Raw genomic sequence first — 13,471 nt, 5'->3', positions numbered from 1 at the left:
GTAGCTTATAAATGGGTTTTAGACAAAAGTCTTTCCAATAAAAAATTAAGACATTAAACATATGAGAAAATCTATCTATGGAGGCTTTTAAAAGGTTAAGGTTGAAATCCTTTATAGAAGCGGTGGGGGGATCGTAGCGACTTCTATTATAAAGATTCTAGGAATATCAAAACTGCTTGATAAGTAATTGTATAGACATAACAAAGCATAGACCAATAACTAGTGGGCGGATGAGTTTTGCACCATGTTTGATAGCCATCTTTGCCCCTAGACTTGAGCCCAGTAACTGCCCTATGCACATCATTACTCCCAATAGCCACAGCACATGTCCACTTATTATAAATACCAACATTGAGATGAAATTGATACTAAATACGATCCAGCGAGAATGTGCTAATGCCTTGCTAAACCCATATCCACCCATACTTATAAGAATGGCAATCACAAATGTACCTATCCCTACGCCTAATAATCCACCATAGAGACCAGCCAACGCGCAGAATACATAAAGTACCACTGGGTGTGTCTGCCTTGTGTGGTTATCATCGCCTAAATTTTTTGCAAATAAAAGATACAATCCCACGCCAATCATAGCAAATGGAAGCAGCACAGAGAGTCGATCTGGTGAGATATATTGCACGGCCAATGTCCCTATACCAGAAAATACGAATGCAATAAGCATATAACTGCGACTTTGCCCCAAATCAACCAGACCACTTTTATAGTAATGTAGCGCACCTGTAAATGAGCCAAAGCATGCTTGGAGCTTATTTGTGGCTAGAGCTTGGATAGGAGATATGCCGCTAAGTAGGAGTAATGGCATAGTAATCATTCCACTTCCACCAGAGAGCGTGCCTAAGATCCCACCTACAAACGATGCACCCACAAGCAAGAGACACCAAAAAAACCCTATATTTTCTAGTATTTCCACGATACACTCCTTGATTGACAAAATCACAAAGAATTAGAAGCAAGCTAAATTTGAGAAAATTTAGCAACAGAATTTACACATCTTAGGCCAAAGCACTTCCAAAAATTGTGCTATAGAATTCCGCTTATTTCTAGGATATGACAGCTTGAATTCCATGGGTCTTATTATTGTCTCAAATAACAGCTTTGGTAGCAGAGACTATATATTGATTTCTTGTAATTTTGAGGAAACTAAATCTGTGAATCTCACTCACATACCTATTGCAAGTTTCCTTCAATAGTTAATTTTAACGAAAGATGTCATGTGTTATACACCGTGCCATTGGGATTTATCAAAGCTTTTGTATAAAAAGTAACACCAAACTCAAGTTTTAAAACCAAAAATGATACAAACTCAATTTTTATCGCTAGGATTAAGATTTTTACAAATCCACTACGAAGGATATATGATGATTACTAAAGATATTCTAGGGTTTGGTGTGGCGGATAATTTCGCTGGACATGCAGAACAAGCTGGCGAGTATTTTGTATGTGTCCCCAACACTCATACAAGTATGCCAAAGGGGCTTTTCCCTTTCTATATACCCCGCCCATATAGTGAAAGTTTTCTTAATCGCTTCTGTATTCATGACAATATCATTTTGCCCCTAGATTCTACGCTTAAGCTCCAAGCAGAGCCAGAGATTGCACTAATGGTTGATGTGGCTTATGAGGGTGAGTACGTAAAAAGTGTCTTCCCCACACATTTTATGGCGTTTGATGATACATCGATTCGGAATCTAAAAACTGCTACGAAACTTTCAGAAAAAAAGAACTTTTCTATTGGTTCAAAGGGTGTTGGAAATATCATTGCACTTGATAAATTTAGTAAAGCTGGTATGCTGGATGATTACTTACTAACGTGTTTTCATATACGAGATGGTGTCATGCGGGTATATGGTGAGAACTCATGTGTTGTTACATACAATTATTTTTATGAGACATTGCTTGATTGGATTGTAGATAGACTTAATAATCAGCCGGATTTTGATAGATTTTACGAGCTTGCCCCAATTGTGCAGGCAAGTGGTTTCCCAAAGAGAATGCTAATCGCCGTTGGTGCAACGCGTTATACGGAATTTGGCAGCAGTGAAGAGGGTTTTTTACGCGAAGGAGATACAGTCATTGTCGTGGCATATAACTGCATCAAGATTCCTGATATTCAGGGATTTATCGAACAGAATCTACGCATAGACTCTCCCCAATCGTTACAATCTCTAGCAAGTAATGATATTTCTATATTGGTACGTAAGGTAATTCGATAGCACCATACATCTTTGACATATAGAAAATTTCCTTAACACAGAATCTAGCCGTACTGGTTCTTGTATTTGAGACAGAAATTTCAAGTAGATGATGAGAAGTTTATTTCGAGTTTTGGGTAAATCTGACAATGTCGCTTAAAAAATACATCAGATTCCCAAGACTCTTTATTTCTTTTCTGATACATTAATATTCAAATCCCCAACATCAAAGGAGCAATATGAAAGCAAATCTTATCAAATGGCTGGGCGTAGCAACGCTATTTTGTGCTGGGATGATATTTATCTCATGCGGAGATAAAAAAACCGCACAATGTAGCAAAGAGAAACCTTGCGAGTATAAATTTTCCCACGTAGTGAGTGAAAATACTCCAAAAGGCAAAGCGGCAAATTACTTCGCTAAGCTAGTTAAAGAGCGGAGTAATGGACGACTTGTCATACATGTTTTCCCCAGCGCACAGCTTATTGATGATGACAAGATATTCCAAGAGCTCAAACGTAATAATGTCCAATTTGGAGCACCCTCATTCTCGAAATTTACACCATTAGCAAAGGAATTTAATCTCTGGGATGTACCCTTTATATTCCGTGATACAGATCATTTGCATGCGGTGATGGATGGCGAAGTTGGAGAGATACTGAAAAATGCAATTGCTACGAAAGGATTTATCGCACTGAGCTATTGGGATGCTGGTTTTAAGCAATTTAGTACAAATAAAAAGCCTATTTTAAATCCTAGTGATGTGAAAGGACAAAAGGTAAGGATAATGTCTAGTAAGGTATTAGAAGAGCAGATTAAAGCTCTGAATGGCAACCCGCAAGTTTTACCATTTGGTGAAGTCTATAGTGCGCTTCAAACAGGTGTCGTCGATGCCGCAGAAAACCCACTTAGTAATCTGTATAACTCCAAATTCTATGAAGTACAAAAATCTATTACGCTTAGCAACCATGGCTATTTAGGCTATTTGGTCGTGGCAAGTGAGAAATTCTGGGCATCTCTTAGTGAATCTGATAAGGCACTTATAGAATCTGCTATGAAAGAGGCGACAGAATATGAACGCATTGAAAGTGCTAAAGAAGAAACTTTGCTTCTTGAACGCTTGCAAACTAACGATAAGACAAACACCAAAATCTATGAACTAAGTCCTGCACAAAAGGCAGAATGGGAGAGCGTGATGAGGGCGATTTATCCGAAGTTTTACGACCTAATCGGTGAAGATCTCATCAAAAAGACATTAGAAACTAAAGCACAGTAGTTAGCCAGATTGCAAGGTGTGGGTTAAGATGACTAACCAGCTGCAAAACAAAGCCTCAAAATAGGCTCTAAGAGAATAACACAACTAGAGGAGAATATGGGATTATTCAAACTCATCACCAAACCTTTTTTATGGGCGCATCATAATCAAAGCCTTAATAGGTTTTTTCGGATATTAGATTGTGTAATAGCTGCGATTAATAAAAATGTCGCTGTTATTGGAATCGTGTTAGGCGTGGTTATCACTGCGGCAAATGTCATTCTTCGTTATATTTCTAGCTTCATACCAGAGGTGAGTTCGCTGACTTGGGGTGAAGAAATGGCACGTTATTGTTTTTTATGGAGTGCGTTTTTTGGTGCAGCATATGGATTCCGTAAGGGAGTGCATATCTCTGTGATGACATTTATTGAGCGATTTTCGCCACGAGTATTTAAAGTTTGTGTCATTTCCTCACATATTATTAGTGCAACATTCTTGGGCTTTATGCTTTATTCATCAATAAATGTTGTGTTTCTCAATTACGAGCTAGGCTATATGAGCGAGGCGTTTCATAAGGTGCCACTTTTTGTATTCTTGCTCTGCTTGCCAATCTCATTTTTGGGTGCTACATATCGTAGTGTAGAGAAAATCTATGAGGTTGCTTGGACACCTGCTAGTGAGGTTATTAAAAATACTCAAGCAGAGATAATCCACGATAATGTGAAAAAGGATTGAGTATGAGTGTTATCGTCCTAATATCTTTGCTTTTTGCCCTTTTGCTTTTTGGTGTTCCTGTATCTATTAGTCTAGGTGTGAGTGCACTCATCTCGCTTATATTTTTTACTAATGCTGATCCTAGTGCAATGAGTGAGATTATGCTCAATGGGTTAAAACCAGCACTTATGGCTATTCCTATGTTTATCCTTGCGGGTTCATTGCTTTCAAGGGGTAGTGCAGCAAAGCGCATTATTGACTTTGCTACAAGTCTTGTGGGACATTTGCCCGGTGGACTTCCGATGAGTGCGATTCTTGCGTGTATCATTTTTGCTGCTGTTTCAGGTTCATCACCTGCGACTGTCGTGGCAATTGGTTCAGTGATGTTTTTGGCTATTCGTAATGCTGGATATCCACCAAGTTATGCTATTGGTGCAATCACAAGTGCTGGTTCTCTAGGTATACTTATTCCTCCTAGTGTGGTGATGATTGTCTATGGTGTGACAGCTGAAGTTAGTATAGAGAAATTGTTTGTGGCAGGTGTTATGCCCGGTGTGATGATAGGTGCAATAATGATGATTTGGGCGTATGTGGGTGCTAAAAGGCTTGCTCTACCTAAACAGCCAGTTGAATCATTCAAGGTCAGATTCAAAAAATTCCGTGAAGCGTTTTGGGCACTTCTGATTATCTTTGTCGTCATTGGTGGAATTTATGGTGGGCTATTCACTGCGACCGAAGCGGCGGGAATTAGTGCGCTGTATGCATTTATCATCTCAGTTTTTGTGTATCACGATATTCGCTTAGGCGATCTGTACTCAGTCTTTTTGGACGCTGCAATCACCACAGCAATGATTTTTTTCATTATCGGTTTTGCGGTTGTATTCGGGCATTTTCTCACAGCTGAGCGTATCCCACATATGATTGCTGACTATGTTGTGGCGCAGAATATGAGCTGGTGGATGTTTCTTATCATCGTCAATATCGTGTTGTTTATTATGGGGCAGTTTATGGAGCCAAGTAGCGTGATAATGATAATGACCCCACTGCTATTGCCCATTGCTCTTGCGCTTGGAATCGATCCGATTCATTTTGGGATTATTATGGTTGTTAATATGGAGCTAGGTATGATTACCCCACCTGTGGGACTAAATTTATTTGTAGCGAGTTCGATCACAGGGATGCCGTTAAAAGATGTTACGAAAGCCTGTTTGCCTTGGCTTATGGTGCTTGTTATCGGACTTGGGATAGTTACCTATATTCCTGCTGTGAGCTTGTGGCTACCTTCTAACATTTGAATATTAAAGAGGGATATTAAGAGGTTAGCTTGCTAAGCTAACTCAGAGAGTAACGATATTTTTCTGTGGGTTATTTTCTTTAAGAGTTTCATTGGTTATATAAACTCCACAAAATCTTTTGTATCCATGCGAAGTTTTGGAGGCTGTGTATTAGAAGCCCGATAACCAAATGGCACGATAATAGAGATTTGTTTGTTTACCCCATCTAGCCCTAGGAATTTCTCTGTATTTGCTTTCTCAAAACCTTCCATAGGACAAGAATCGATCCCCAAGAAAGCGGCAGCATCCATCATTGATTGTGCACTTAAAAAACCCTGTTTTAAACTCCATTCTGTTAATTCAGATTTGCTTACGCTATTTATGCGATTTTGCACCATTTGTTTATAGGCTGCATATTGCGCTTCATCTTTACCTGCTTTTCGTCTGACTATATGATCAATATAGCCATCACATTGAATCGCGCCAATGTCTGCTACAAACACTGCCACTACACTTGCAGTTCCTACTTGCTTTTGGTTATAGCAGAGTTTTTGTAGTTCTTGTTTTTTGTTTTCGTCTTTGATGACAAGCAATCGGATATGTTCTAATCCATAAGAGCTAGGTGCTAATCTAGCAGCCTCTATTAATACTTGCAGCTCAGAATCCGGGATCCTTTGACTGCTAAATTCCTTGCAAGCATGGCGAAAATTCATCGCTTCTATGATCTGTTTGGAGATTTGTTGGTTGTGCATTTTTGATTCCTTCATGAAGAGTTATCTACTTATTTACATAAGGTAGGGGGTGGATTGTATATGGGTAGAGATAATGTTATTTAAATGCCCAATTACAATCCCAAGAAAATTGAAACCATGGGCAAGTAGGGGCAGGATTAAAATATTTTAAAGTGTTTTTGGATAGCATTCAAATACAAAAAAATTAAAACACAAGGTGAGTTTATGAAAAAATCATTTCTTTTTACTTCAGAATCTGTTACAGAAGGACACCCAGACAAAATGGCTGACCAAATCAGTGATGCAGTGCTTGATTACATCATTGCGCGTGATAAAAATGCACGTGTAGCCTGTGAGACACTTGTAAGCAATGGTTTTTGTATTATCGCTGGTGAGTTGAAGACCAGTGTCTATGCACCAATGCAAGAAATTGCACGAAAAGTGATTCAAGAGATAGGCTATACCGATGCGCTCTATGGCTTTGACTATCGCTCTGCTGCTGTGCTAAATGGCATCGGCGAACAAAGCCCAGATATCAATCAAGGTGTAGATAGATCTGATGGTGAGATAGGTGCCGGTGATCAAGGGCTTATGTTTGGCTTTGCATGTCGTGAGACGCCATCACTTATGCCGCTGCCTATTTGGCTTTCTCACCGCTTGACCGAAGGATTAGCAGAGGCGCGTAAAAGCGGAAAACTTCCATTTCTACGCCCAGATGGCAAGTCTCAAGTAACCGTGCGTTATGAAGATGGTGTGCCTATAAGCATTGATACGATTGTTGTATCTACCCAGCACAGCCCAGAAACGCAACAAAACCACCTGCGTGATGCGGTGATTGAAGAAATCGTGCAAAAAGTGCTACCTAGGCAGTATCTAAATGATAATATCCGCTATTTTGTCAATCCCACAGGCAAATTTGTCATCGGCGGACCACAAGGCGATGCCGGGCTTACAGGACGCAAAATCATCGTAGATACTTATGGAGGGAGCTGTCCACATGGCGGAGGAGCATTTAGCGGGAAGGACCCAAGCAAAGTAGATAGAAGCGCAGCCTATGCTGCCCGCTATGTGGCTAAGAATCTCGTAGCAAGTGGCGTGTGTGAAAAGGCTATCGTGCAGCTAGCCTATGCTATTGGCGTAGTAGAGCCTGTCTCAATCTTGGTAGATACGCAAGGTACAGGCAAGGTAGAAGATTCTAAACTCACAGAATGCGTAAAAGATGTGTTTAAGCTTACACCAAAGGGAATTATTCAATCGCTTGACTTGCTTCGCCCAATCTATCAAAAAACTGCGGCTTATGGGCACTTTGGGCGAGAGCTGCCAGAATTTAGCTGGGAGAAGATAGACAAAATAGAAGCTATCAAAGACTTCTGCGATATCAAGTAAGCAACAGAATATTGGTCAATAAGATTCTTTTGCTAATGCGAACGGATACAATCTTGCTCTAACAGTTTGTCCTTATAAAAGCAGTGATTTGCTTATAGCATCCACTCGTTGATCAAATATCGCGCTAGAGACGAGAGGCTCTGCTATTTCTTATGTTGACGGGAGAAATGGGCAAGTGGCACAATTGTTATGGGTGCAGATCTGCTCCTAGATTGAGATCTACACCCTGTTGTTGGTGTCGCCATTGGCTAAAAAATTGGCAAAGTCCTTGCTGAGGTCGTCATTAGAGAAGACTTACTTATAGCAAGCAAGAATCTTTGAGTTTGGCTATGCCAATCAAATATTTACTAACAATGTCGTTGGGACAAATCGGGATTCCTGATACAGATGCTTGTGCTTTTGGTTTGGGAGCAAGATATATACTATGGGAGCATAGAGCTGATATAGGGAGTTTATTCTTTGATTCTTAAAGACAACCATAAAAGCTTTATCCAAAGCAAAGATGGCTTATGGTAGCTTCAGCTTCTAATGTTTGGAGCAAAATACAGATTCTGAGTTTTCTTGAAATATTAAGATTATTGTTTTTCTCACTCAAAGAAGAGAGTTAGCAAAAGCAATACATTAAAAGTGGATTCTAGGTTTATACAGTATAATCGCGTGATGTAAGCACTTGTGCTAGATTGTCGTTTGGTAAATAGGTTCGAATAAATGGAAGAATTTCTTTATGATTATGTGTTTCTGAATGCGCCTTTTATGGCCTGTTTTCTTGCTGGGATTCTTACATTTCTTAGTCCTTGTGTCCTCCCTCTTGTACCGGCTTATATTTCTTACATCTGTGGAATTTCATTGCAAGATATAAGAGAGAATATCTCATCATTGCGCCTGAGAATCCTTGTTAAGTCTCTCCTTTTTATTCTAGGATTTTGTGGGGTGTTTGTGTTATTAGCGCTCTTTTTAGATTCTTTACAATGGTTAAAGAGTGATATGTTTCGGTATATCGCTAGTTTTGTTGTGATTGGTTTTGGATTGTATTTTTTGGGTGTGTTCAATTTTGATGTTTTGCATAAGATTCATTTTCGGTTACATCTTGTCAAATTAGAACAAAAGTTTTCTTTGTTTGCGCCATTGTTTTTGGGTATCAGTTTTGGTGCGTGCTGGAGTCCTTGTGCTGGTCCCATTCTTGCTGCTGTGATGGCACTTGGAGCGAGTAGGGCAGATGGTGCATTGGTGTATATTATTGGGTTTTCTACTGGGCTTGGATTGGCATTTTTATTTACAGCACTTCTGGTAGAGAGGGCTTTGAAAATCTTTCATAGAATCAAGCCTTTTATGCGTACTATAGAGGTAATGTGTGGGCTTTTGCTTATTGTGATGGGTATCCTTATTTTAGATGATAAGCTTGGTATTTTGGCAGAGAGTATTTTGAAGCTATAAGGGAGAGATATGGTTTTTACAAATGCTTTGACTTGTGATTTTCAAGGAGAGCGTGAGCTTTCTTTGAAAGTAGAAAATGGCATTATCAAGCAGATAGCACAGGATTTGGATTCTCTAGAGATTGGTGCGGATGAAGAGATTATAGATGTAGATTCTAAGCTGCTTATGCCGACATTTATAGATTTGAATGTGTATCCGAAGTCGCGCACGCTCTCGCGTAAGACTATTACTACACTCTCGCAAAAGGCGCTTCTTGGTGGCTATTCTACGCTTCTGTTAATGCCTGATACAAATCCTGTGGTTGATAGCGAGGCGATTATAGAGCTTATAAAAAGTGTAGATTCTGATTTGGCTGTGCGTATCTTGCCATCTATCAAGCCTATTTTTATGGATTCAAAAGATTTGCGTACAAAACTCTGTGATATTAGCAAGTTATATAATGCCGGAGCTCATTGTATTGTGATGGATAGTGATATTGAGGGCAATCTTATTTTGAGAATCACCCAATATGCCAAAATGCTCAATATCCCCATCATTTGCTTTGCGCAAAATGCATCGCTCTCCCAAGGTGTGATGAATGAGGGCGAGTGTGCGAGTAGATTAGGGCTTCCTGCTATTAGTCCTAAATCCCAGACTGCAGAGATTGCCAAGATATGTGAAATGCTTCTTGAGAGCGAAGTGAGTGTCGTCTTTAGCGCAGTAAGCCATCCCCGTTCACTTGAGATTATAGAAAACTACAAAAAACTTTCTTTATGTGCTTATGCTGAGGTGAGTTTGCACCATTTGATTTTGGATGAAAGTATTTATGATGACTACAATACTTCGGGCAAAATCAACCCGCCATTACTCAATAAACAAGAGCGCTTAAAGCTCTTAGATTCTTTACAACAAGGCAAAATTGATTTGCTTACAAGCTTGCAATGTGCAGATTTCAACTCCAAAAAGGATCAAGTCTTTGAACTAGCGAGTTTTGGAATCGATGCTCTCGCACACACTTTTAGTTTGGCGTATTCTTATCTTGTCAAGCAAGGAATCACAAATTTACCTACCTTATCGCGTCTATTAAGTAAGAATCCAGCTTATGTGCTTGGTCTTAATAGCGGTAGTTTAGAGGTAGGCAAGCAAGCAGAATTTATGATTGTAGATTTGGATGAAAGCTACGTGATTGAAGAAAATTTCTCTCCTTACAATATGCAAAGAGTGTATGGGAAAATTACTGCGATTTATACACAAGACAAATTGCATCAAGAAAGAAGCTAGCACGGAGTATTAAGAGCATACAAGAGGATCTCTTGTTGTGATTATGTGGTGTCGAGTCTCTAGATCGGAACTGAGTTTGCTTGAGAGTTACAAAGTTTAAATCAATTAGGGCAATGGCATGAATGTATCGTTACACCAGAAGTATTTGCAAATAGTGGTTGAAGATGACAATGCATTTTTACATAAAGCAATAGCATATGCGGAGAAATATTTTTCTAAGAGCTACCGTCTCTCTCGCACTGTGTTGATTTTAGATGATGGTGAGCGTTTAAAGAAAGATTATCTTATCAATTGGGCATATCATGTTTGCTTACAAGGCGAGCAAAATAAAGCACAATCAAATGAATACGTAATGCCTGATTTAGAATACTTGCTTGATTTTACGTATCTGCCAATCCGTATAAAAATCGTTGGAAAAAATGCTCTTGTAGAGCATGTCAAGATTGCGTTGCGGATTCTCAATGCAAAGCGGGTCATACTCAAGATGGATAAGCCAAATGCTACTGCGCGTCGCTACATCGCCACTCTTTTTGATGAATACTATTTAGGTTGTGATAGAGATGAAATCTATTTGGATTGTATGAAGCCTTGTTTTTGGGATAACATCATCAATCTTGTCAGCTTTAAGGTCGTGCATAATGTAATTTTGGATTTTGATTATGAGAGCTTTAAAAGTCGTGGTGGGCTTGGCGGCTTTCATGAGAGTTTTTTGACAACACAAGAACGTGAATTAAGAGCTAGCTATATGATCTTAGAATCCAGTTTGCAAGATGATTTTCAAGTGATTAAAAAGCGCTATTTGCAGCTTGCAAAGGAATACCATCCAGATAATGTTTTTGGGCAAGATAGCATTGTTATTGATTCTTATAACGAACGTTTTAGAACAATCCAAGAAGCATACGAAAAAATCCGGAAAGCTCTCTTTATAGCATCTTAATTTTTTATTATAAAGCTTGTAAATGCTTTGTAATCGTTGTTTTGAAGGAGGTTGGCATTGTATTTTAAGTTAATCTTAATTACAATCTCGCTCATTTGAATTACTACTTTGATTACTTATGAGGATATGGAATGAAAACTGCGCTTATTACAGGCATTACTGGACAAGATGGTGCATATTTGGCAGAATTTTTACTCAAAAAGGGCTATGAAGTCCATGGCATAAAGCGTAGAAGCTCACTTTTTAATACCGATAGGATAGACCATCTCTACCAAGACCCACATACAACAAATCGTAATTTCTTCTTACACCATGGGGACCTGACAGATTCTATGAATCTCACAAGGATTATTGCTGATACTAAACCTGATGAAATCTATAATCTTGCAGCTATGAGCCATGTGGCTGTAAGCTTTGAAATGCCAGAATATACTGCGAATGCTGATGGTGTAGGCACACTTAGAATCTTAGAGGCAGTAAGACTCTTAAATCTTACAGATACAACCAAAATCTACCAAGCTTCCACAAGTGAGCTTTATGGATTAGTCCAAGAGATTCCACAAAACGAAAAAACACCTTTTTATCCTAGAAGCCCTTATGCGTGTGCTAAGCTTTATGCGTATTGGATTACTGTCAATTACCGTGAGGCCTATAATATTTTTGCAAGTAATGGTATTTTGTTTAACCACGAGAGTCCTATTAGGGGCGAAACCTTTGTAACGCGTAAAATCACGCGTGCAGTGGCAAAAATCGCGCTAGGTCTGCAAGATAAGCTCTATCTTGGGAATCTAAGTGCTAAGAGAGATTGGGGGCACGCAAAAGATTATATTCGTATGATGTGGTTGATTTTACAAGCACAAGAAGCTGAGGACTGGGTTATTGCTACAGGCATTACTACAGAGGTGCGTGAATTTGTACATAAAGCATTCGCACAGCTTGGTATAGAGATAGAATTTAAAGGAGAAGGCGTAGAGGAAAAGGGCTGTGTAAAGTCTTGTAGTGGGGAATTTCAGCTAGAGAGTGGTAGGGAAGTTGTATGTGTAGATCCTCGCTATTTTCGTCCTACCGAAGTGGAGTTGCTTATTGGGGATTCTACAAAGGCTAGAGAGAAGCTAGGCTGGATTCCAGAGTATGATTTGGATGCGTTGGTGAAAGATATGGTGCAGAGTGATTTGAGATTAATGAAAAAGGACAAGTACCTCAAAGATGGCGGATATGATATTTTTAGTTATTTTGAATAGGAGGCATATATGAAAAATACTCGCCTAGATTTACCCCCCCCCCCCAATACACTGATTGTGTATTAGAAGATTCCCTTATTCTCATTGTTCCTTGTTTTAATGAAGCAGGGAATCTGCAGCGATTCTTATCTCAAGCGCGCGATGAAATTATGCGTATCCGAAATGACATAAATCCCAGACTACAGGCACAGATTCTCTTTATTGATGATGGCAGTGAAGATGAGACACTTTGTATTTTGCGTGCATTGTGTGCGAATGACAAATCTTTGCACTACATTGCGTTTTCACGGAATTTTGGCAAAGAAGCTGCTATTTTCGCAGGACTACAATATGCTAAAGAATCTGATTGTGGGGTTTGTGCTTTGCTTGATGCCGATTTGCAACATCCACTTGGATTGCTTCCACAAATGTATAGCGAGATTTTTACGAACCAGCTGGATTGTGTGTATGCAGTGCGTAAGAATAGAGAAGGGGAGGGGTTCGTAAAAAGTGCATTGAGCAAAAGTTTTTACAAGATAAATAATCTCCTGAGCAGTACGAAGCTTGTGCAAAATTCCACTGATTATCGTTGCTTTAATGCGAAGTATCTCTCCGCATTATGCGCATGTGATGAATACCATCGATTCTCTAAAGGTTTATTTGAATGGGTTGGTTTCAGAAATCAAGCAATAGAATATGAAAATATCACGCGGCAAGATGGAGTGAGCTCTTGGAGTAATACCAAACTTTTTTCTTATGCTCTTAGTGCTATCACAAGTTTTTCGATTGCGCCATTAAGATTTGTCGCGCTTCTGGGTTTTGTGGTAAGCATACTAGGGATTATTTATGCGTTTTACATTGTCTGTATGGCTGTGTTTTATGATACAAAGGTTGCTGGGTATCCAAGTATTATGTGTGCTATTGTGGTTTTTGGAGGATTAAACTTAAGCGCGCTAGGTATCATTGGCGAATACATAGGACGCAGCTACGAACAGAGTAAGAGAAGACCGCATTTTATTATTGCAGAGTCTCTCTAGTACAAACTCAAG

At 39.3% G+C, this 13,471-nt stretch carries 12 protein-coding genes; 10 read left to right on the top strand and 2 right to left on the bottom strand.

Annotation, left to right across the window (positions count from 1 at the left end):
• Positions 1-166: 166 nt before the first annotated feature.
• Positions 167-931, bottom strand: a complete 765-nt coding sequence (locus CCY97_RS07820) for a TSUP family transporter (RefSeq protein WP_258457104.1) — start codon at positions 929-931, stop codon at positions 167-169.
• A 445-nt stretch (positions 932-1,376) separates the two neighbouring features.
• Between CCY97_RS07820 and CCY97_RS07815 the strand changes: the two genes are divergently transcribed.
• The 4 genes from CCY97_RS07815 to CCY97_RS07800 all read left to right on the top strand — a co-directional run bounded on the left by CCY97_RS07815 (position 1,377) and on the right by CCY97_RS07800 (position 5,475).
• A complete protein-coding gene (locus tag CCY97_RS07815; RefSeq protein ID WP_258457103.1) occupies positions 1,377-2,234 on the top strand; it encodes a DUF5718 family protein in 858 nt (285 codons plus the stop codon).
• A 218-nt stretch (positions 2,235-2,452) separates the two neighbouring features.
• Entirely contained in the window at positions 2,453-3,487 is a 1,035-nt protein-coding gene (locus tag CCY97_RS07810) for a DctP family TRAP transporter solute-binding subunit (RefSeq protein WP_112064910.1), read from the top strand.
• Between the two features lie 96 nt (positions 3,488-3,583).
• Positions 3,584-4,201, top strand: a complete 618-nt coding sequence (locus tag CCY97_RS07805) for a TRAP transporter small permease (RefSeq protein ID WP_112064909.1) — start codon at positions 3,584-3,586, stop codon at positions 4,199-4,201.
• Between the two features lie 2 nt (positions 4,202-4,203).
• Positions 4,204-5,475 (top strand): TRAP transporter large permease subunit, encoded by a 1,272-nt coding sequence (locus CCY97_RS07800; protein ID WP_112064908.1) that lies wholly within the window; start codon positions 4,204-4,206, stop codon positions 5,473-5,475.
• Between the two features lie 95 nt (positions 5,476-5,570).
• Here CCY97_RS07800 and CCY97_RS07795 read toward each other — a convergent pair whose 3' ends face one another.
• Positions 5,571-6,206, bottom strand: a complete 636-nt coding sequence (locus tag CCY97_RS07795; RefSeq protein WP_181562866.1) for an NAD(P)H-dependent oxidoreductase — start codon at positions 6,204-6,206, stop codon at positions 5,571-5,573.
• Positions 6,207-6,410: 204 nt separating this feature from the next.
• On the opposite strand from CCY97_RS07795, the gene metK reads away from it, so the two are divergent.
• The 6 genes from metK to CCY97_RS07765 all read left to right on the top strand — a co-directional run bounded on the left by metK (position 6,411) and on the right by CCY97_RS07765 (position 13,459).
• A complete protein-coding gene (gene metK, locus CCY97_RS07790) occupies positions 6,411-7,571 on the top strand; it encodes a methionine adenosyltransferase (RefSeq protein WP_112064906.1) in 1,161 nt (386 codons plus the stop codon).
• A gap of 708 nt (positions 7,572-8,279) precedes the next feature.
• The gene (locus tag CCY97_RS07785; protein ID WP_112064905.1) at positions 8,280-9,005 is read left to right on the top strand and encodes a cytochrome c biogenesis protein CcdA; all 726 of its coding nucleotides are present in this window, start codon (positions 8,280-8,282) and stop codon (positions 9,003-9,005) included.
• Between the two features lie 9 nt (positions 9,006-9,014).
• The gene (locus CCY97_RS07780) at positions 9,015-10,265 is read left to right on the top strand and encodes an amidohydrolase family protein (protein WP_112064904.1); all 1,251 of its coding nucleotides are present in this window, start codon (positions 9,015-9,017) and stop codon (positions 10,263-10,265) included.
• Positions 10,266-10,383: 118 nt separating this feature from the next.
• The gene (locus CCY97_RS07775; protein WP_112064903.1) at positions 10,384-11,202 is read left to right on the top strand and encodes a J domain-containing protein; all 819 of its coding nucleotides are present in this window, start codon (positions 10,384-10,386) and stop codon (positions 11,200-11,202) included.
• Between the two features lie 131 nt (positions 11,203-11,333).
• Positions 11,334-12,443: a GDP-mannose 4,6-dehydratase gene (gene gmd, locus CCY97_RS07770; protein ID WP_112064902.1), complete on the top strand. Its 1,110-nt coding sequence runs from the start codon at positions 11,334-11,336 to the stop codon at positions 12,441-12,443.
• Positions 12,444-12,520: 77 nt separating this feature from the next.
• Positions 12,521-13,459: a glycosyltransferase family 2 protein gene (locus CCY97_RS07765; RefSeq protein WP_346435146.1), complete on the top strand. Its 939-nt coding sequence runs from the start codon at positions 12,521-12,523 to the stop codon at positions 13,457-13,459.
• The last annotated feature ends 12 nt before the right edge of the window (positions 13,460-13,471 follow it).

This window comes from Helicobacter sp. 10-6591, from assembly GCF_003288805.1.
GTDB lineage: Bacteria > Campylobacterota > Campylobacteria > Campylobacterales > Helicobacteraceae > Helicobacter_F.
The sequence above is the reverse complement of the archived record's forward strand: the minus strand, read 5'-3'. Positions and strand labels throughout refer to the sequence as shown.